The sequence below is a fragment of the Micrococcus sp. Mcc89 genome, assembly GCF_024519795.1.
GTDB classification, from domain to species: Bacteria; Actinomycetota; Actinomycetes; order Actinomycetales; family Micrococcaceae; genus Micrococcus; species Micrococcus luteus.
This window is the reverse complement of record NZ_JALJRI010000064.1, coordinates 1-20321: the sequence shown is the minus strand read 5'-3', so window position 1 is coordinate 20321 and position 20321 is coordinate 1. Positions and strand designations below refer to the sequence as shown.

14 protein-coding genes and 1 tRNA gene are annotated in these 20321 nt (G+C 74.4%); 8 read left to right on the top strand and 7 right to left on the bottom strand.

Annotated features, from left to right (window positions below; genetic code table 11):
• Window positions 1-70: 70 nt before the first annotated feature.
• Window positions 71-1060, top strand: a complete 990-nt coding sequence (gene nudC, locus NR072_RS07530; protein ID WP_256836698.1) for an NAD(+) diphosphatase — start codon at window positions 71-73, stop codon at window positions 1058-1060.
• A 16-nt stretch (window positions 1061-1076) separates the two neighbouring features.
• Window positions 1077-3206, top strand: a complete 2130-nt coding sequence (locus tag NR072_RS07525; protein WP_063189534.1) for an ATP-dependent DNA helicase UvrD2 — start codon at window positions 1077-1079, stop codon at window positions 3204-3206.
• Window positions 3207-3248: 42 nt separating this feature from the next.
• On the opposite strand, the gene NR072_RS07520 is transcribed toward NR072_RS07525, so the two are convergent.
• Window positions 3249-3977: a ThiF family adenylyltransferase gene (locus NR072_RS07520; protein ID WP_063189532.1), complete on the bottom strand. Its 729-nt coding sequence runs from the start codon at window positions 3975-3977 to the stop codon at window positions 3249-3251.
• A 97-nt stretch (window positions 3978-4074) separates the two neighbouring features.
• Here NR072_RS07520 and NR072_RS07515 point away from each other — a divergent pair, with 97 nt between their 5' ends.
• Window positions 4075-4746 (top strand): M48 family metallopeptidase, encoded by a 672-nt coding sequence (locus NR072_RS07515; RefSeq protein ID WP_036314354.1) that lies wholly within the window; start codon window positions 4075-4077, stop codon window positions 4744-4746.
• Window positions 4747-4810: 64 nt separating this feature from the next.
• On the opposite strand, the gene NR072_RS07510 is transcribed toward NR072_RS07515, so the two are convergent.
• Window positions 4811-6211 (bottom strand): zinc-dependent metalloprotease, encoded by a 1401-nt coding sequence (locus NR072_RS07510; protein ID WP_044659760.1) that lies wholly within the window; start codon window positions 6209-6211, stop codon window positions 4811-4813.
• Between the two features lie 196 nt (window positions 6212-6407).
• Here NR072_RS07510 and NR072_RS07505 point away from each other — a divergent pair, with 196 nt between their 5' ends.
• From NR072_RS07505 to NR072_RS07495, 3 genes are all read left to right on the top strand, one after another.
• Complete coding sequence (locus NR072_RS07505; protein ID WP_227717880.1) at window positions 6408-7478, top strand: PDZ domain-containing protein; 1071 nt, start codon at window positions 6408-6410, stop codon at window positions 7476-7478.
• Window positions 7479-7588: 110 nt separating this feature from the next.
• Window positions 7589-10732 (top strand): UPF0182 family protein, encoded by a 3144-nt coding sequence (locus NR072_RS07500; RefSeq protein WP_256836689.1) that lies wholly within the window; start codon window positions 7589-7591, stop codon window positions 10730-10732.
• Between the two features lie 176 nt (window positions 10733-10908).
• A tRNA-Met gene (locus NR072_RS07495) sits at window positions 10909-10982 on the top strand.
• 125 nt (window positions 10983-11107) lie between these two features.
• Here NR072_RS07495 and NR072_RS07490 read toward each other — a convergent pair.
• The 3 genes from NR072_RS07490 to NR072_RS07480 all read right to left on the bottom strand — a co-directional run bounded on the left by NR072_RS07490 (window position 11108) and on the right by NR072_RS07480 (window position 15761).
• Entirely contained in the window at window positions 11108-12508 is a 1401-nt protein-coding gene (locus tag NR072_RS07490) for a sodium/glutamate symporter (protein WP_041105135.1), read from the bottom strand.
• A 178-nt stretch (window positions 12509-12686) separates the two neighbouring features.
• Complete coding sequence (locus NR072_RS07485) at window positions 12687-13505, bottom strand: PspA/IM30 family protein (RefSeq protein WP_002854906.1); 819 nt, start codon at window positions 13503-13505, stop codon at window positions 12687-12689.
• A gap of 123 nt (window positions 13506-13628) precedes the next feature.
• A complete protein-coding gene (locus tag NR072_RS07480) occupies window positions 13629-15761 on the bottom strand; it encodes a TPM domain-containing protein (RefSeq protein WP_044659763.1) in 2133 nt (710 codons plus the stop codon).
• A 254-nt stretch (window positions 15762-16015) separates the two neighbouring features.
• Here NR072_RS07480 and NR072_RS07475 point away from each other — a divergent pair, with 254 nt between their 5' ends.
• Complete coding sequence (locus NR072_RS07475) at window positions 16016-17296, top strand: S1C family serine protease (protein ID WP_052833458.1); 1281 nt, start codon at window positions 16016-16018, stop codon at window positions 17294-17296.
• Window positions 17293-18072: a PIG-L deacetylase family protein gene (locus tag NR072_RS07470; protein WP_256836673.1), complete on the top strand. Its 780-nt coding sequence runs from the start codon at window positions 17293-17295 to the stop codon at window positions 18070-18072. Before NR072_RS07475 ends, NR072_RS07470 begins: the two co-directional genes overlap by 4 nt.
• A gap of 62 nt (window positions 18073-18134) precedes the next feature.
• On the opposite strand, the gene NR072_RS07465 is transcribed toward NR072_RS07470, so the two are convergent.
• Both NR072_RS07465 and NR072_RS07460 read right to left on the bottom strand, forming a co-directional pair.
• Window positions 18135-19565 (bottom strand): anti-sigma factor domain-containing protein, encoded by a 1431-nt coding sequence (locus NR072_RS07465; RefSeq protein ID WP_129867200.1) that lies wholly within the window; start codon window positions 19563-19565, stop codon window positions 18135-18137.
• A 7-nt stretch (window positions 19566-19572) separates the two neighbouring features.
• Window positions 19573-20133: a tRNA (cytidine(34)-2'-O)-methyltransferase gene (locus NR072_RS07460; protein WP_036314371.1), complete on the bottom strand. Its 561-nt coding sequence runs from the start codon at window positions 20131-20133 to the stop codon at window positions 19573-19575.
• Window positions 20134-20321 lie beyond the last annotated feature (188 nt).

Below are 20321 nucleotides of genomic sequence, written 5' to 3'. Positions count from 1 at the left end.
CTCCAGCCTAGGCGCGGAACGCCCTCCCCCGTCGTCGGGCGCACCGGAGACGGGTCGCTAGCCTGGACGCATGGCTTCCTGCCCCCCGTCGTCGTCCGACCCCACCGCCGCACCACCCCTGGCCCTGCCGCTGGCCCGCGAGGAGCTGGACCGCGGTGCCGTGGCCCGCCTCGACCCGGGCCACCTGGCGGCCGTCTGGGCGCGCGAGGAGACGGAGGTCCTGTGGCTGCAGGGCGGCCGCGCGCCGGTCGCGGACGGCCGGCTCGTCTTCACCGCGCCCTCCGGCCCCGTGCCGGCCGAGGCCGCGTATCTGGGCCGCGGCACCGCGGCGGACCGGGGCCCGCACGGGCGGGAGCGCGCGGTGGTCTCCGTCGCCGTCGAGCCGCCGGCGGCCCTGCCCGAGGACGCGGCCACCGCGCTCGCGGACGCCGTGTGGGTCGGCCTCCGCGACGCGGCCGCCGCCCTCAGCGACGCGGACACCGGGCTGTTCGTGGCCGCCGTCGCGAACGCCAACTGGCACGCCACCCACCGCTTCTGCGCGTTCTGCGGCGGCGTCACGGACGTCGAGGCGGCCGGCTGGGTGCGTCGTTGCCGCGACTGCTCCCGGGATCAGTTCCCGCGCACGGACCCGGCGGTGATCGTGGCCGTCATCGACCCGGCCGGGCGGATCCTGCTGGGCCGCAACGCGGCGTGGCCCGAGGGGCTGTACTCCTGCCTGGCCGGGTTCGTGGAGCCGGGGGAGTCCCTGGAGCACGCGGTGGTCCGGGAGATCGCGGAGGAGTCCGGGATCACGGTGACGCAGCCGCGCTACCGCGGCTCCCAGCCGTGGCCGTTCCCGCGCTCGCTCATGCTCGGGTTCACCGCCCTGGCCCCGGCCGGCGCCGAGCCGGTTCCGGACGGCGAGGAGATCCTCTCCGTGCGCTGGTTCGAGCGGGAGGAGCTCGCGCATCTGGCCCGCGAGGGCGACGTCACCCTGCCCGGGGCCGTGTCCATCGCGCGGGCGCTCATCGAGGATTGGTACGGTGGGACGCTGCCCGATGCGCAGACCCTGATCACCTAAGGAGGACTCGTCCCGCATGAGCACTCCCGACGAGATCCTCCGCGGCCTCGACCCGGAGCAGCGCCGGGCCGCCACGGCCCTGCACGGGCCTGTCTGCATCCTGGCCGGCGCCGGCACCGGCAAGACCCGCGCCATCACGCACCGCATCGCCTACGGCGTCGCCTCCGGCGTCTTCGACCCGCACCGCACCCTCGCCCTGACCTTCACGGCGCGCGCCGCCGCGGAGATGCGCACCCGCCTGCGCGACCTCGGCGTGGCCGGCGTCCAGGCCCGCACCTTCCACTCCGCTGCCCTGCGCCAGCTGCAGTACTTCTGGCCCCAGGCCGTGGGCGGCCCCATGCCCTCGCTGATCGAGAACAAGGTGCGCCTGCTCACCGAGGTCGCCCAGCGCATGCGGATGACCGTGGACCGGGCCGGACTGCGCGACCTCGCCGGCGAGATCGAGTGGGCCAAGGTCTCCCTGCACGCCCCCGAGGGCTACGCGGAGGCCGCCAAGGAGCGGGAGATGCCCGCCGGCTGGACCGCCACCACCGTCGCCCGTCTCTACACGGGCTACGAGGAGGCCAAGACGGCCCGGAACATGATCGACTTCGAGGACGTGCTGCTGATCCTCGTGGGGATCCTGTCCACCGAGCCGCAGATCGCGGCCACGATCCGGGACCAGTACCGGGTGTTCGTGGTGGACGAGTACCAGGACGTCTCGCCGCTGCAGCACCGCCTGCTCGACCTCTGGCTCGGCGACCGCGGCGACCTGTGCGTCGTCGGCGACGCCTCCCAGACGATCTACTCGTTCACGGGCGCGACCTCCCGCTTCCTCACCGACTTCCGTGAGCGGTACCCCGCGGCCACGGTGGTCCGGCTCGTGCGCGACTACCGGTCCAGCCCGCAGATCGTGGAGGCGGCCAACCGCCTGCTGGCGGACCGCACCAAGGCGGGGGAGCGGGACCGCACGATGCCGCGCTGGCCCGACCCCCTCGAGCTCGTCTCCCAGCGGCCGGCCGGCCCCGACCTCGTGTTCGCGGAGTGCACCGACGACGAGGCCGAGGCCGGCTGGGTCGCCGACCGGATCGCGGCGCTGATCGACGATGGCGTGCCTGCCTCCGAGATCGCCGTCCTGTTCCGCACCAACGGCCAGTCCCAGGCCTTCGAGACGGCGCTGTCCTCAGCGGGCATCGGCTACCAGCTGCGCGGCGGCGAGCGGTTCTTCTCCCGGCGCGAGGTGCGCGACGGCATCCTGCAGCTGCGGGCCGCCGCCCGCGCGGCCCAGGACCTGACGGGCGACGACGTCACGGACCGGGTGCGGGACGTGCTCTCCTCGCTCGGCTACTCCGCCGAACCGCCTTCGGCCTCCGGCGCGGCCCGTGAACGGTGGGAGTCCCTGCACGCCCTCGTCAACCTCGCCGGCCAGCTCGCCACGACGCGCGGGGCCGAGTTCACGCTGACCGAGCTCGTGGCCGAGCTCGACGAGCGGGCTCAGCACCAGCACGCGCCGACGGTGCAGGGCATCACCCTGGCCTCGCTGCACTCCGCCAAGGGCCTCGAGTGGGACGCGGTGTTCCTCGTGGGCCTGTCCGAGGGGCTCATGCCGATCTCCTTCGCGGAGACCCAGGCCGAGGTGGACGAGGAACGGCGCCTGCTCTACGTGGGGATCACGCGTGCCCGCCAGCACCTGTCGCTGACGTGGACGCTCTCGCGGGGCACGGGCGGGCGCTCCACCCGGCGGCCCTCCCGGTTCCTGTGGGCCATCGACCCGACCCTCGGCGGCACCCGCGAACACGCCCCGGCCCGCGGATCCGCGGCCGGCCCGACGGCGCCGCGGCGTCGGGGTGCGAAGGTCGCCGTGTGCCGCACGTGCGGCAAGCCCCTCGAGACGGGAGCCGAGCGCAAGGTCGGCAGCTGCCTGGACTGCCCCGCCACCTACGACGAGGCCGTGCTCGAGGAGCTGCGCGACTGGCGCACCCGCACGGCCGCCGAGATGCGGATGCCCGCGTTCGTGGTGTTCACGGACGCCACCCTCGTGGCCATCGCCGAGGCCATGCCGAGGACCCCGGCAGAGCTCCTGAAGGTGCCCGGCCTCGGCAAGACCAAGCTGGAGAAGCACGGACCGGAGCTGCTCGAGCTGCTGCACGGCACCCCGACGGCCTGAGCCGCGGGCCCGCACCCCGTTCCGCCGGCGGCGCCGCCCCCGTCAGAACGCCCAGCCGAGCGCATCCGGGTCGCAGGCGCAGCCGGGCCGGGGGCGGACCTTCACCCGGCGCGTGCGTCCCGTCACCCGATCGGCCCGCAGCACGCCGGGGGCCGGTCCGGTCCGCAGCGCGTCCACGGTCAGCACGGCGGCCCGCAGCGCCGCGAGCCCGTCCACCTGTCCCCGGTGCGCCGACGGGCCGGGCGCCGTCGGGACACCGGGGACGCCCGCCGGGTCCGCGGGCCATCGGCACAGCGGGCACCCGCGCACCCCGGGGGCGCACCACGGTCCGACCGTGACCGCTCTCGGCCCCACCGTGACCGGCAGCAGCGGGTGGTCGGCGGCCAGGGCCTGCGCGGCCAGGTCCGCGTCGAGCACGGACCCCACCGCCACCGTCGCCTGCCCCACGAGCACCGGCACCGGGCCGTGGTGCGCGAAGACGCGCAGCCCGGGGGCCACATCGCCCAGCCGGCGCTCGAGCGCACCCGCCCGGGGCCGACCGAGGTCCCCGGGCAGCAGGCCGGTCCCCAGGTCCGCGGCGTCGACGGGCCGCGGATCCCACAGGGCCAGGCGCAGCGCCCCGGCCCCCGCCAGCGCGTGGGCGATCGCCGCGCCCACCGCGTCGAGGCCCGCCACATGGACGTCCGTCGGCGGGGCCCACGCCCCCGGCTCCAGCGCTGACGCGGCGGCATCATGAGGGACGGTGGTGACGGTCTCGGCGACGGTGCGCACGGCTCTCCTCTCGGCTCGGTGCCTCCCACCCTGCCAGGGCACTCCCGGACCGCGCCGGATTGTCCACAGCCTGCGGCCCATGCCGGACAATGGCCGGATGCGCCCTGTCCCGCCCGCCCCCGGCCGCCCTCCGCGTGCCGTCCCGGCCGCCCACCGCGGTCCCGCCCGCGAGAGCATCCATCTGGACTGGGAGGGCACGCCCGTGCGGCTCGTGCGCTCCACGGCCCGCACCCGCACCGTCTCGGCGGCGTGGCGCGACGGCCGCCTGCAGGTCAACGTCCCGGCCCGGCTCTCGGCCGCGCAGGAGCGCGAGTGGATCGGCCGGATGGTCGCGAAGGTGGGCGCACGCGGCGGGACGGGGCAGCCGGCGGCCGACCCGGACGGCGGCCCCGCCGACGCTCGCTCCGACGACGCGCTCCTGGCCTGGGCGGGACGGCTCTCGGCGGCGCACCTGGGTGGGCGGGCCCGTCCGGTCTCGGTCACGTGGTCGGCCCGGCAGCGCCGCCGCTGGGGCTCGTGCACGCCGGCCCGCGGCACCATCCGGCTCTCGACGCAGCTGCGCGGCATGCCGGACTGGGTGGTGGCGGCGGTGCTCGTCCACGAGCTGGCCCACCTGCTGGAGTCCGGACACGGCCCGGCCTTCCGACGCCTCGTGGACCGGTACCCGCGCTACGCCGAGGCGATGGCCTTCCTCGAGGGGGTCACCTTCGCCGAAGGCCGCGGTCGCACGGCGCCAGACCGGTGGGCGGAGGACGAGGACGCGGGCTGACACGACGGCGGGCGGCCCGCACCCGAGGTGCCGGACCGCCCGCCGCCGTCGTGCCGGGAGGGGCTCAGCCCTCGCGCGGCGCGTCGCCGAAGCCGCCCTCGAGGAGCTTGCGCAGCTCGTCGTCGAGGGACTCGGCGCTGGCGTCCGCGGCGGAGCGGCGCCCGGCGTACCCGGCGGGGTCCTCGAGGTCCTCCGCCGTGGGCTGACGCTCGGGATGGCGCCAGATCTCCTCGCGGTACTCCGTGCCGTGCTCGGCCGTGACGTGCTCCCAGAACGCGGCGGCCTCGCGCAGGCGGCGCGGGCGCAGCTCGAGGCCCACGAGGGCGGCGAAGGCCTGTTCGGCCGGGCCACCCGAGGCGCGGCGGCGGTTCATGGTCTCGCGCAGGGCGGCCGCCGACTCGAGGGGGCGCGCGGCCTCGGCGACCACCACGTCCACCCAGCCCTCCACGAGGGCGACGAGCAGCTCCAGCTGGTCCAGCGCGGCCTGCTGGGTGGCGTCCGGGGCGGCGATGAAGGACGCCCCGTCGAACACGGCCTGCAGGGAGCCGGGGTCCATCGGGTCCACCGACTGCGCGGCCCGCTCGATGCCCTCGGTGTCCAGGCGGATGCCCGCGGCGTACTGCTCGACGGCGGCGTACAGGTCCCGCTCGAGCCACGGCGAGTGCAGGAACAGGCGCATGCGTGCGGCCTCGCGCAGGGCCAGGTAGATGCGGATCTGGTCGTCCGGCACCGAGAGCCCGTCGCCGAACTCCTCGATGTTCACGGGGACGAGGGCGAGACGGTGGCCGGCGACGGGCAGGCCGATGTCCGTGCCCGAGAGCACCTCCTTGCCCAGGGCGCCCACGGCGCCGCCGAGCTGCAGGCCGAACATCGTGCCGCCCATGTTCTTCAGCATGGGCTGCAGCCCGCCGAGCAGGGAGGCGTCCATGCCCTCGGGGAGCTGGCCCGGCAGCTGCTGCTCGATGGCCGCGGACATCGCGCGGGACATCGAGACGGCCACGGGCTCGGTGAGCCGGCGCCACTGGTCCATGGTCGCCTCGACCCACTCGGCACGGGACCAGGCCACGCCGACGCTGCCGACGGGCTCGGTCTGCGTGACGCCGTCGAGCCACAGCTCGGCCAGCCGCAGCGCCTCGTCCACCTCGCGTCGCGCGAACGAGCCGACGGCCGGGTCCTCGCCGGCCACGGCCTGGCGGGCGGCCTGCTTCGCCAGAGCCCAGTTCACGGGGCCGTCCGAGCCGGAGCCGGAGCTCATCATCGCCTGGAACTGGGCCATGGCCTGCTGCATCATGGCCGGATTCAGCTGGGACGGGTCGAAGGGCACCCCGCCGGGGCCGCCCAGGCCCTCCATGGCGCGTCGGACTTCGTCCGGGTCGGGGCCCTGGCCGCCGAAGAGCTGCCGCAGCATCTCCTCCAGGGGGTCGCGGCCGTCGTCGGATCCGGGCGTGCGCGCGTCGTTGCTCATGTCTCCAGCGTATCCGCGTCGGCGCGGCGCGCCCGCCCTCCCGACGTCGCGGCGGCGCGGTTCGCCCATGGCGCACGGCGTCGCGCGGGGCAGGCGGGGGTCGCGGCCCCGCGTAGACTGGTGTGACCGTCGCCGCGCGGCCCGTGCCCGGCGGCGAGGACGGCCCGATCAGGACCCCCAGGAAAGACGGTGTCGCGTGCGCGCAGTGCCCTCGAGGACCACCCGCGCCGCCCGCGTGCCCTTCTCCGGATGGCTCGCCCTGGGCAGCGCCGGGCTGGCACTGCTGGCCCCCACCCCCTACATCCTCGAGGGCCCCGGCCCCGCCGTGGACCTGCTGGGCGAACGCGAGGGTCGACCGGTGCTGCGCGTCGAGGGCGGCGAGGCGGACCCGGGTGAGGGGACCCTGGCCATGACCACCGTGATGGTCGGGGGCCCGCCCATCGGCACCACCTCCCTGCTCGATCTCGGCCGCGGCCTGACGGACCCCGCCGTGGACGTGGTCCCGCGCGAGCTGATGTACCCCACCGGCGTCACCTCCGACGAGGTCGGCGAGGCCAATTCGGCGGCCATGTCGGACTCCCAGCAGACCGCGACCGCCGCGGCCCTGCACGAGCTCGGCCGGGAGGTGCCCCAGCGGCTCGTCGTGCAGCAGCTCGTGTCCGGCGGGCCCGCCGAGGGTGTCCTGCGGGCCGGGGACGAGGTGATCGCCGCCGAGGGACGGCCCGTGGCCGACCTGGAGGCCGTGCGCGCCGCCGTCGGGGCCGCGGGGCCCGACCCGGTCACGCTGACGGTCCGCCGCGACGGCGTGGAGCAGGACCTCGAGGTGCCGGTGGCGGCCGCCCCCGAGGGCGCGCCCCAGCCGTGGCAGATGGGGGCCCTGATCGAGACCGCCTACGACGTCCCGGTGGACGTCGAGCTGACCGTGCCGGACATCGGCGGGCCCTCGGCGGGTCTGATGTTCGCGCTCACCGTGATCGAGCGGCTGACCCCGGGCGCGATGACGGGGGGCGCCCCGATCGCGGGAACGGGCACGATCTCGGGGGACGGCGTCGTGGGTCCCATCGGCGGGATCCCGCAGAAGGTGCGCGGCGCCGCCGAGGCGGGGGCCACGACGTTCCTCGCCCCCACGGCGAACTGCGAGGAGCTGGCCGGCCGTGTGCCCGAGGGTCTGACGGTGTACCCCGTGGACACGCTGGGCCAGGCCCGCGACATCGTCGAGGCGGTGGCCCGGGGGGAGAGCCCGGCCGCCGCCCGGACGTGCGGCTGAGCCGACGCACACCAGGACCACCAGACCACCAGACCGGACGACATGTCCGGGGCGCAGCGCCCCGGACCGGAGCAGAGCCCCGCGGACGCGGGAGGGAAGAGGACAGAGCAGTGAGCTTCGGACAGGGAGGCGGCGGACCGTTCGGCGGCCCGCCCCGTGACGGCGGCGGGACCGCCGGGGGCCAGTCCGGCCCGTTCGGGGCGTTCGGCCCCTTCGGCGGCGCCCCGCGCGGCCCGGGCGACGACGGCGACCGCGGCCCCGGCGGCCCGTTCGGCGGGGGCGGGTCCTCCGCCGCGCGCGGCAGGGGCCGGCCGGGCCGGCCGAGCGCGCTCGTGCTGACCATCATCGCGGTGGCCGTGCTCGTGGGGCTGTTCGTGGTGTTCACGAACGTCTACACGGACGTGCTGTGGTTCGCGCAGCTGGGCTTCACCGAGGTCTTCTGGACCGAGGTCGTCGCCAAGGCCGCGCTGTTCCTGATCGCCGGGCTCGGGATGGCCCTCGCCGTGTGGCTGGCGATCCGCACGGCCTGGCGCCACCGCCCCGCGGACGCGTCCGCGGCCGCGCGGGACTCGCTCAGCCAGGCCCAGCGCCAGCTGGAGCCCATCCGGCGCCTGGTGTTCCTGGGTGTCCCGCTCGTGCTCGGCGTGTTCGCCGGCTCCACCGCGATGAACGGCTGGAACACGGTCCTGCTGTTCCTGAACCAGGTGCCCTACGGCCAGGCGGACCCGGAGTTCGGCCTGGACCTCATGTTCTTCATGGCCACCCTGCCGTTCCTGACGCTCGTGGTCGGGTACCTGATCTCGGTGGTCCTGGTCTCCGGCATCACCGGTCTTCTGGTGCACTACCTGTACGGCGCGGTGCGCGTGGAGGAGGGCGGCGGCGTGCGGATCACCCCGGCGGCGCGCGCCCACATCGGCATCACCCTGGCCGTGTTCCTGCTGCTGCAGGGCGTCAACTTCTGGCTCAACCGCTACCGCACCACGCAGTCGCAGACCGGCAACTGGGCCGGCGCGCTCTACACGGACGTGAACGCGGTCATCCCGACGTCGGCGATCCTGGCGGTCACGGCCGTGATCGTGGCCGGCCTGTTCGTGTGGACGGTGGTCTCGGGCCGGTGGCGGTTGTCGCTGATCGGCACCGCGGTCCTGGTCATCACGGCGCTCGTGGTGGGCACGGCGTACCCCTTCATCGTGCAGGAGTACCAGGTGAAGCCGTCCGAGCGCACGCTCGAGTCCGAGTACATCGAGCGGAACATCGCCATGACGCGCGAGGCGTACGGCCTGGACGACGTCGAGGTGACGAACTACGAGGGGGCCACGGACACCGAGGCCGGGGCCCTGGCGGGCGAGGAGGCCAACACGGCCAACGTCCGTCTCATGGACCCGAACCTGATCTCCCAGACCTTCGGGCAGCTCCAGCAGTTCCGTCCGTACTACTCGTTCCCCACCACGCTGCACGTGGACCGCTACGAGGTGGACGGCCAGACGCGGGACACCATCCTGGCGGCCCGTGACGTCAACGTGGACGACTCGCAGTCGTGGGTGAACCGCCACACCATCTACACGCACGGCTACGGCATGGTCGTGGCCGACGCCTCCGAGGTCGCGGCCGGCGGCCGGCCCCAGTGGCTGCTCTCCGAGATCCCGACGCGCGGGCCGCTGGCCTCCGACCAGGACTACGAGCCGCGCATCTACTTCGGGCACAACTCGCCCTCGTACTCGGTGGTGGGTGCGCCCGAGGGCGCGCCGGCCGTCGAACGCGACCGGCCGCAGACGGCCGACTCCAAGGAGGACACGGCGTACACCTTCTCCGGCGACGGCGGCCCCTCGGTGGGCAACCTGTTCAACCGGCTCGCATACGCGGTGAAGTTCGGCTCGCCCGAGCTGGTGCTGTCCTCGGACGTGAACGAGGCCTCGCAGATCCTCTACGACCGCGACCCGGCCGAGCGCGTCCGCAAGGTCGCGCCCTACCTGACGGTGGACACCGCCCCCTACCCGGCGATCGTCGATGGCCGCGTGCAGTGGATCGTGGACGCCTACACGACCTCGGACCAGTTCCCGTACTCCACCGCCCAGCAGCTGGGCGAGGTCACGGTGGACTCCCTGAGCCAGGGCCAGAACCCGGCGATGCAGGGCCGGGTGAACTACATCCGCAACTCGGTGAAGGCGACGGTGGACGCGTACGACGGCTCGGTGTCCCTCTACGCGTGGGACGACCAGGATCCGCTGCTGCGGGTCTGGCAGAACGTGTACCCGTCCTCGCTGCGCCCGTACTCGGAGATGAGCGCCGGACTCATGGACCACGTCCGCTACCCGGAGGACATGTTCAAGGTCCAGCGCGAGCTGCTCGGCCGCTACCACGTGACCGATGCGGACGACTTCTACGAGAACAACGACGCGTGGTCCGTGCCCTCGGACCCCACGCGCGAGGAGGACGTCAAGCAGCCGCCGTACTACATGACGCTGCAGATGCCCGGCCAGGACGAGCCGGCGTTCTCCCTCACCAGCAGCTACATCCCGCAGATCACGGACGGTGCCCAGCAGCGCAACGTGCTCTACGGCTTCCTCTCCGCCACCGGCGACGCCGGCTCGGGGGAGGACGGCGTGAAGGCCGAGGGCTACGGGAAGCTCCGACTGCTCGAGCTGCCGCGGTCCACCACGGTGCCCGGCCCTGGCCAGGCGCAGGCGAACTTCGACTCGAACGCGGACGTCTCGCGGGAGCTGAACCTGCTGCGCCAGGGCGCGTCCGAGGTGCTCAACGGCAACATGATCACCCTGCCGGTGGCCGGCGGCATCCTCTACGTCCAGCCGGTGTACGTCCGCTCCTCGGGCGGCACCACCTACCCGACGCTGCGCAAGGTGCTCGTCTCCTTCGGCGACAAGGTCGGCTTCGCGGACACCCTCCAGGAGGCCCTGGACCAGGTGTTCGACGGCGACTCGGGCGCGGTCACCCCGGAGGAGAACCAGGCGGAGGCGCCCTCACCGGGCGAGAAGCCGACGGCTCCGGGCACGGTCGAGGAGGAGCTCTCGGCGGCCCTCGAGGAGGCTCAGGACGCCCTGGTCCAGGGCCAGGAGCGTCTGGCCGAGGGCGACTGGGCCGGCTACGGCGAGCAGCAGAAGCGTCTCAACGAGGCACTGAAGCGCGCCACCGCCGCCGACGACGCCCTGGGCGGCGACGCACCCGCCCAGGAGCAGGCCCCGGCCGAGGCGAGCCCCGCGCCGTCGTCGAGCCCCAGCCCGACGCCGAGCGGCTGAGCCGGCGCCGGCGGGCCGGGCCCGCCGGACCGTCGACGGCGGCCCCGGCCACGCACCGCGCGTGGTCGGGGCCGCTGTCACTTCGGGGCAGGTGGCCGCCGCATGGCCGCCGGATGGCGGGGTGCTGACGCCGATTTGAACTCGACGGAACAGGTGTGTATAGTTCTAGAAGTCGCCGCGGGGTGGAGCAGTTCGGTAGCTCGCCGGGCTCATAACCCGGAGGTCGCAGGTTCAAATCCTGCCCCCGCAACGAGAAGGAGAAGGCCCCCAGCATCTGCTGGGGGCCTTCTCGCATGTCCGGGACCGGTCGCCCCGGCCCGCCGGCACGGTGCCGGCGGGCGAGCTGACCGCCCTCGGGCGATCGGTGGGGGAGCGTCAGCGGCTCGAGGCCCGGACCGCCTGCTGGGCCGGCGTGCGGCGGCCAGGATCAGTGCGGCGCAGCCAGACGGCAGCGATGATCGCGATGATCGCGATGGCGCCCCAGATGCCGACCACGGCCCAGGACAGGCCCGCGATGAGCAGCAGCGGCACGAAGGACACGGCCGCGATCTCCACGGGCACCACCGGGATGTAGGCCACGCCGAACTGCTCCATGGTCCCGGACTTCAGCTTCGGGTCCACGATGCGCAGCATGGCCACGCCTGTGGCGACGGCGCCGGTGGCCCAGCCCCACGTGAACAGCTGCTTCTCGAACCACGCGTCGGTCATGACACGCGGCGCCACGACGATCCCCAGGAACAGGGCCAGCGCGAGGCCGATCACGAACAGGAGCAGCAGCGGCTGCCAGTAGTCCACGACCACGGTCGGGGCGATCGCGGCGATGCCACAGACGATGAGGATGTCCGTGGCGGTGCCGGACACCGAGTTCAGCGAGCCCGGGTCGAGGAACTTCGCCGTCTTCGTGGCCTGGAACAGGACGCGGGCGATCAGGCCGAGGAGGAACGCGATCGCGAACGCGGGGATGATCAGCTGGGGACCGTCCTCACCCACGACGCTCGGCCACACGGCCGTGATCCAGGAGACCACGCCGTGCGCGGCCGCCGCGATCATCGCGACCACGCCGACCTGGAAGGCCAGCGACTCCACCGAGGCCGCCGAGAAGGTGTGCCGGCCGATGACCGGGCGTTCCTCCACCTGGTTCAGCACCCCGGTGCGCAGCTCCTCCGGGATGGAGGTCAGGCCCGCGAACTCCCGCGCGTGGCCGCGCTGCGCGCCGATCTTGGCCTGGATGATGCCACCCACCACGCCGACGATCATGCCGACGGTGGCCGAGGTGTAGGCCAGCGAGGTGACGGTCGCATCACCGTTGGCCGCGTACGCCTGGCCCACGGCGGCCGCGGAGCCGAAGCCTCCCGCCCAGCCGGCGAACAGCAGGGCGGCGAACGAGTCGGGCGCGTCGAACAGCGGCTGCAGGAGGACCAGCGTGACGAGGGCGCCGATGGCCACCTGGGAGGAGTAGATCAGCACGCCGTAGGACGCGAACGCGCCTACGGGGCGGCCGATCTTGCGGACGTCGAAGTCGTCGGTGAGCGCGATGCACACGAACACGATGACGATCAGGATCGAGCCGTATGTGCCCAGCTGGGAGCTGAACGGCAGCCAGCCCAGGCCGTTCGGGCCGAGGGCCAGGCCCAGGATGCCGGCGATGACGGAGGCCGGGATCATCAGGGTCTGGAGGGGCGTGATGACGGCACGGGCCAGCGTGCCCACGGCCAGGAGCGCGCCGATGAGGCCGGCGTCGACCAGCACGGACCAGGCCGTGAACTGCTCTTGCATGGGGTTCTTCCTCTGTGCGGGGACGGGGGCGTCCCGCGGAGTGTGCCGAGGGACCCCGGGACAGTACCAAAGGAGTGCGGGGGCCGGGGCGCGTCCGGGAGGGGCACCGGCCGGGGCGCACGAGGACGGCCCGCCGCGCCGGCGTGGGCCGGGCGACGGGCCGTGGGGCGGGGCGGGGTCAGCCGCGCGCGGTGCCGGTCTCCTCGGCGGTCCCCTCGGCGGCGTAGTCGAGGGTCAGGGTCTCGTCGGCGTCGACGTCGCCCGAGGTGAGGGCGGCCTGGCCGGCGCCGCCGGCCTTGAGGGCGGCGAGGCGGGCCTCCACCTCGGTCTTCTCGCCGAGATCCTCGAGGGACTCGAACTGGGCGTCGAGGGAGGAGGCGGCGATCTCCTGCTGGCCGCGCACGCGGGCCTCCTCGCGACGGACCTTCTCTTCGAAGCGGGAGACCTCGGAGGTCGGGTCCAGCAGGTCGATCGACTTCACGGCGTCGGCCACCGCGGACTGGGCGTGGGCGGACTTGGCGCGGGCGGTCAGCTCGTCGCGCTTGGCGACCAGCTGCTGACGCTTGACCTTCATCTGGTCCAGACCGGTCTTCAGGCGCTCCACGATCTCGCGCTGCGAGGCGATGGTCGGCTCCGCGGACTTCGCCTGGCGCTCGAAGTCCATCTGGCGCTCGATGGCCACCTTGGCGAGGTTGTCGAACTTGTCCGCCGAGGCGGTGTCACCCTTGGTGCGGAAGTCGTCGGCCTTCTGGGAGGCGGCCAGCGCCTTCTGGCCCCAGCTGCGGGACGCGTCCTGGTCCTCGCGGTAGTCGTCCTCGATCATTCGCAGGTTGCCGATCGTCTGGGCGACGGCGGCCTCGGCCTCCGCGATGTTGTTCGTGTAGTCGCGGACCATCTGGTCCAGCATCTTCTGGGGGTCCTCGGCCTTGTCCAGCATCGCGTTGATGTTGGCCTTCGCCAGCGTGCTGATGCGGCCGAAGATGGACTGCTTGACCATGGTGTCTGCCTTTCGTCGGTCTTTCACGTCAGCGCAGACCGTCGGCCTGCGTCCACCCCGTCCCGCGCGTGCGGGCCGGGCCGGCGCCCGGGGCGCCGGAGTTCATGGGGGGGGGGGGGGGGGTCAGAAGCCGCCGCCGGAGATGTCGCCGAACCCGCCGAAGTCGCCGCCGCCGAGGCCGCCGCCGTCGAACCCGCCGAAGCCGCCGCCGCCCCAGCTGCCGCTGTTCAGGATCGAGTTCATCAGGATGCCGCCGAGCAGTGCGCCGCCGAGGCCGCCGCCGAAGCTGCCGCCCACTCCGGCGCGCGGGCGTGCACCGTACATGCCGCCCACCATGCCGGGGCCGTAGCCGAAGCCCTCGACGTCCGCGCGGGCCAGCTCGCTCGCGCGCTCGGCCAGCTGGGAGGCGCGCTGCGCCTGCTGGAGGGCGGCCACGGGGTCGGTGCGGCCGAGGCTGATCGCCGAACGCAGCGTGTGGTCGGCCTCCGCGAGCCGGGTCCGGGCCTCCGAGCCCACGGCACCGCGTCGGGCGCCGATGAAGTCGGCCGTGCCGTCGATCTGCGCCTGTGCCTGGGCGATCGTGGAGGTGAGCACCTGGGAGGCCTGGCGGGCCTGCTCGCGAGCGTCGCGGACGCCGGCCAGCGGGGTGTTGAGCTGGCGGTGCGCGGCCTCGAGCTGGTGCAGCAGCTCCAGGGGGTCCGGGCGGCCGGCCGCGAGGGCTCGGCGCACCGCGTTCACGGCGTTCTTCATCCCCGCCACCGGGCCGGCCAGCTCGGGGTTCGACCCGTTGGCCACGAGCGCCTCGGCCTCGGCGACGTCCTGCTCGGACTGGGCGAGGCCCGTCTGCAGGTTGCCCAGCATGGCCCGCAGGGACCCCTCGGCCTTGCCCACCGCCTCCGTGAGCGTGTCCACCTGGCTGAGCGCCTCCTCGGCGGCACGCACGGCCAGCGCCGCCGTGGAGCGGTCCTGGGCGTCCCACGCGCTCCGCGCCTTCGCGACGGCGGTCTCCACGAACTCGAGCCGCTCCCGGGCCTGCGTCGCGTTGTCCGCGACCTCGGCGAGGGCGGACTCCGCGTACTGGCCGTGCAGCGCGGCGATCGCCGACTCGGACTCCTGCACCCGGGACCGCGCCTCGGGCAGGCGGGCGTCGACGCGCTCCAGGGCCTCGGGCACCTGGTTCTCGAGGTCGCGCAGGGAGTCGAACTCCTTCTTGTGCGCCGCGAGGGCCGCACCCACGGCCTCGCTGCGCTGGATGATCTCCTTGAGCCAGGCGCGCTGCTCGGCCTCGGTGTCCGGGATCTCGTCGTCGAGCTGGTGCTGGAGCTGGAACGAGGCCCGCATGTGCTCCTTGGCCCGATCGATGTCCTCGCGGAACGTCGCCACGGACTTCTCCCCGTAGGACGCCTCGGCGAAGCCCAGCTCCTGCTCCGAGGAGCGGATGGCGTCGTCCGCGGCCACGAGCTTCGAGCCGGCCTGGGTGCGCAGCTGCTCCACGCTGAGCTCGTCGAGGGGGTCGCGGCGGACCTCCTCGGTGCGGCCCCCTTCGACCGCGCCGCCCTGCGTGCGCCTCCGGCTGCGGGCCACGAGCACGCCGCCGCCCACGGCCGCGGCCACCGCGCCCGCGCCGAGCACCGCCGTCAGGGCCCCGCCGCCGGAGGCGCCCTGGGCCGTGCTCCCGTCGCCCGCGGTGCCGGCCGGCAGGGCACCGGCCGGATCGTACTCGGCCCCGCTGGCCCCCGTGCCGTCGAGCGTGCCGTCGGCGGCGTCGTCGAGCCCCTGCACCGCGGCGGTGCCCGCCGCGAGCCATTCCGCCGAGCCGGGGTCCGTGCCGATCTTGGACAGCTCCGGGCCCACGTAGGTGCGCGTCACCTGGTTCTGCAGGTCCGCGTCCCCGCCGCTGTCCAGCCCATAGGCGCGGTCCTCGACCGCGATCGCCAGGACCGAGTCGTTCGTCCCGAGCCCGCGCTGGCGCGCCACGTCCTGGGCCAGCGTCTGGGCGTCCGTGCTGAACTCATCCACGTAGACGACGTACAGCCCCTGCCCGGTGTCCCGGCGCAGGTCCTGGATCTCCTGGGTCAGCCGCTGCTCATCGGAGGTCGAGAGCACCCCGGCCTCGTCCACCACGTACACGCCCGGCGGCACCGTCACGGCGTGCGAGGCGGGTGCCGCCACCAGGAGGCCCAGGCCTCCCAGACCCGCGGCGGTCACGGCGCGCGCCAGACGGCCGACATCGGCGGGGCGGGTGGGCACGGTCATGCGGGGTCTCCTTCGACGGCGGAGGCGAGCCGCCGCACCGGGCGGACCCGCCGGATCCTGGGGTTGAGTGTAGGGCGGCGTGGGAATCGGGCACCAGGGATCCGGCGCGGCCGGGACCGTGGGAGGAGCGGACGTTCGGCCTCTAGGCGGCGTTCAGTCATGCACGCTAGCGTGGACGTGCCCCGGGGCGCGCGTCCGCAAGACGACGGGCGTCTGTGTCGACCGCCCGGGGCCCGACCCGAAGCGAGGACCCCGTGGACCAGACCGCCGCCCCCACCCAGCCCCCCGTGCCGACGGCCCGCACCGTCGCGCGTCCCCGGCCCCAGTCCCGCGCCCGTGCCGGGGCGGGCCTGCTCGCCGCAGCCGTGCTCATGGTGGGGCTCTCCGGTTGCGCGGTCGCGGAGGACGGCGGCGAGGCCGCCTCCGAGGCCGCGAGCTCCTCCTCCTCGCAGGCGACGGACACCTCGGCCGAGGCCGGGGGACAGCCCGTGGCGGACACCGCCGTCGGGAACGCCGCGAGGACCGCGCTGCCCTCCGTGGTGACCATCTCCGCGACGTCGAGCTCCGCCTCCGGTTCCGGTTCCGGGTCGATCCTGGACACGGAGGGGCACATCCTCACGAACACCCACGTGGTCACCCTCGGCGGCCAGGACAACGACGCCGAGCTGACGGTGCGCACCTCGGACGGGGAGGTCTACGCTGCCACCGTCGTGGGCACCGACCCGCTGTCCGACCTGGCCGTCATCAAGATCGACGCCCCGGACCTCACCCCCATCCAGATCGGCCGGTCCGGGGATTTGAAGGTCGGGGACGAGGCCGTCGCCATCGGCGCCCCCCTGGGCCTGCCGAACACCGTGACCGACGGGATCATCTCCACCCTGGACCGGACCATCGCGGTGGCGTCCTCCGAGGCGCCCGAGCCGCAGGGCGAGAGCTCCGGCTCGTCCTCCGGCGCCGAGCAGTACCGTTTCCAGCTGCCGGGCACCCCGCAGGGCACCCGGGGCGAGGTGTACATCAACGTGCTGCAGACCGACGCGGCCATCAACCCCGGCAACTCCGGAGGCGCGCTCGTCGACGCCGAGGGTCGCCTGGTGGGCGTGAACGTCGCGATCGCCTCGGCCGGCCAGGACCCGAGCGAGGCGGGCAACATCGGGGTCGGCTTCGCCATCCCCGTGGACTACGCCCAGCGGGTCGCACAGGACCTGATCGACCACGGCAAGGCCACGCATGCCATGCTCGGCGTGAGCGTCACCCCGGAGCCCGCCGAGGTGCAGGGCGGCAGCGAGAACGCCCGGACCGTGTTCAGCGACGGCGCCCGCGTCCAGCAGGTCGTGGGAGAGTCGGCGGCCGACGCGGCCGGGCTGAAGGAGGGCGACGTGATCACCGCCGTCGGCGACCGCGCGGTGATCGACTCCGAGTCCCTCACCGCCGTCGTCCGCGAGCACCGCGTGGGAGACTCGGTGGACGTCACCTACCTCCGCGACGGCGCGGAGCAGACGACCGAGGTGACGTTCACGGAGGACACCCGCTCGTGACCACCACGCTCACCACCCCCGCCGCGCTCGCGGCCCACCACGGCTGGCGCCGGGTCCTGGCCGTCGGCGCCCACCCGGACGACCTCGACTTCGGGGCCGCCGCCACCCTGGCCGGCTTCAGCGCGGCCGGGCTGCACATCGAGCTGTGCATCGTGACGGACGGGGATGCCGGCGGCTTCGACTCGGAGGGCCCCGAAGCGATGACCGCCCGCCGCCACGGCGAACAGCGGGCGGCCGCCGCCGTCGTCGGCGCCGCCGAGGTCCACTTCCTCGGCGAGCGCGACGGACACCTCGAGCCGGACCACGGCGTGCGCCGCAAGCTCGTGGCCCTGATGCGCCGCGTCCGCCCGGACGTCGTCCTCAGCACCCACCCCGAGCGGGACTGGGAGCGGATGCAGGCCGCCCACCCGGACCACCTCGCCTGCGGCGAGGCCGTGGTGCGCGCCGCGTACCCGGCGGTCGAGAACCCGTACGCGTACCCGGAGCTCGCGGCGGAGGGGCTGGAGGCGTTCAAGATCCGGCACCTGCTGCTGTACGCCGCCCCCGCCGCACGGCGGAACACGGTCGTGGACGTCACGGGCCTGGCGGAGCAGAAGCTGCGCGCCCTCGACGCCCACCTCTCCCAGCACCCGGACGTCGACGCGATGCGGCGGCAGGTGCTCGCCCAGATGGCCGAACATCACCGGCACGCCGCCGGCCCGGCCGCCGGGCAGGGCCACGCCGAGGCGTTCCACCTGGTCACGGTCAACGGTCCGCGCACCATCGCCGGGTTCTGAACCGCCCCCACAGCAGAAGGGCCGACGACGCGCCGCGTCGTCGGCCCTTCTGCTCCGGGGACTCAGTTGTTGCTCGGCCGCCCGCCGTAGCGCGGGCCGGTCTGCGCGGTGGGGTCGAGGTCCACGCCGACGATGGGCTCCGACGTCGGCACCTCGGAGCCCGAGCTGGGCTCCACGGAGATGCCCATCGCCGCGAAGCGGTCCAGCCCCCGGAAGGTCACGGGCTCGCCGAAGCCGTTGGCGTCGAACGTGCCGAGCGAGGCCGGGGCCGTGCCGTCCGAGGGGTAGAGCCACAGCTGGTAGGACTGACCCTCCGGCAGCTGGGGCATCCCGCTGATCATCAGGTAGCCGCTGTTCTGCTCCCGGGACAGGAACGCCTGGACGCTCCCGCCGTCCTGGGCCGGATACTCCGAGGTCGTGAACAGGTCCTTCGACTGGTCGATGCGGTGCACGATGCCCGGCCGCGTGAACTGACTCCACACCGTCCACCCGCCGACGCCGAGCACGAGGGCCGCGAGCAGCACCAGCGCCGTCACCTTGAGCCAGCGCAGGCGGTCCCGCGGCGGGCCGGCGGGGGCCGACTCGTCGCCGATCAGGTCCATGCCCACGTCCTGGGCGGGCAGGCGGCGCAGGACCTCGTCGAGCAGGGCCGACGGCGGCTCGGCCGTCACGGAGCGGAACGCCCAGGCCACCGCCTGGCGCGCCCCGTCCACCCGGGAACGCCACCGGGCCAGCTCGCCGCCCCGCCGCTGCACGGCGGAGAACGCCGCGGTGTGCCCGGCCGTGTCGAGGGCGTGCACGGCCGCGAGGTCGGCCAACTCGAGTGTGCGGCCGGCGTCGACGTCCTCGCGCACGCCCGCGCCCAGGGCCGGGCCGGAGGCCGGGGCGGGCGCGGACGGCCGGGCGGCGTCCTGCGTGAGGTCGCGGCGGGCCGCGACGACCTGCCGGACGCCGTCGCGCAGCAGGGTGCGGGCCCGGTCGGCCGGCAGGCCGAGCTGCTCGGTGACCTCCCGGTCCGTGCAGCCGCCCAGCCAGGCCAGCCGCACGGCCTCGAACGCGTCTGGGTCCACCCGGTCCACGAGGTCCTCCGGCAGCGCGGCGGGGCCGGCCGGGCCGGGACGACGCTCACGTTCCGCCGCGGAGCCGCCGGCGCGGCGCAGCGAGGCCATCACGCGGTGGGCGAGGACCTCGAGCCACGTGAACACCTGGCGTTCGCGGTGGGTCGCGTCGTCCTGCTCGCTCAGGTCGAGGCCGGCCTCGGACGCCTCCTCCCACGCGGTCAGGTAGGTGCGGACGGTGGCCTCGGCGGCGTCGTCGCCGGGGCCGAACATCGCCTCGGCCAGGCCGTGCACCCACGGGACCGTGGCGTCGTAGAACGCGGAGAAGGCCGCCCGGTCGCCCTCGGCGCTGCGGCGCAGGAGGGTGTCCAGGGCGGGCTGGCCGGCGTCGTCGGGGCGGTCGGCGTGGGGCTCGGACGCGTCAGGAGTCTGCATGGTGGCCTCAGTCTAGGGAATCGGGGTGGGCAGCGGACCCGGCGAAGTCGTACTGGCGCCAGGCCTCGTACACGGCGATGGAGACGGCGTTCGCCAGGTTCAGGGACCGACGGGCCGGCTGCATGGGCAGGCAGACGGTTTCGGTGACCCGCGGGTCGGCCAGCACCTCCTCCGGCAGGCCGGTGGACTCGCGGCCGAAGAGCAGCACGTCTCCGGGTCGGTAGGCGACCCGGTCGTGGCGCACGGACCCGCGCGCGGTGAAGGCCAGCACCCGGGCGGGGGCGAGGGCCGCGAGCGCCGCGTCGAGGTCCGGGTGCACCGTCACCACCGCGAGGTCGTGGTAGTCCAGGCCCGCGCGGCGCAGGTGCGCGTCCTCGAACCCGAAGCCGAGCGGCTCCACGAGGTGCAGCTCGGCCCCCGTGAGGGCGGCGAGCCGGATCGCATTGCCGGTGTTGCCCGGGATCTCCGGGGTGAGCAGCAGGATACGGAACCCGGGAGTGCCGGGCGCCGGGGCGCGGTCGGCGCCCTCGTGCGGGTTCGGGCGGGGCGGGGCGGGGGAGTCGGGCACGCGCCCAGCCTAGTTGTTGTGGGTCATGAGGTTCTTGACATGGGTACCGGGCTGAGATGAGACGAGTGGGCCCCGCCCCGCAGGATGGAAGTTCCTACACCACCCACCTGCCAGAAGAGACCCACTCATGACTCACGCTAACGCACCCCTGACCCCGACTGGCCGACTCAGGATGGTCCACCGCCACC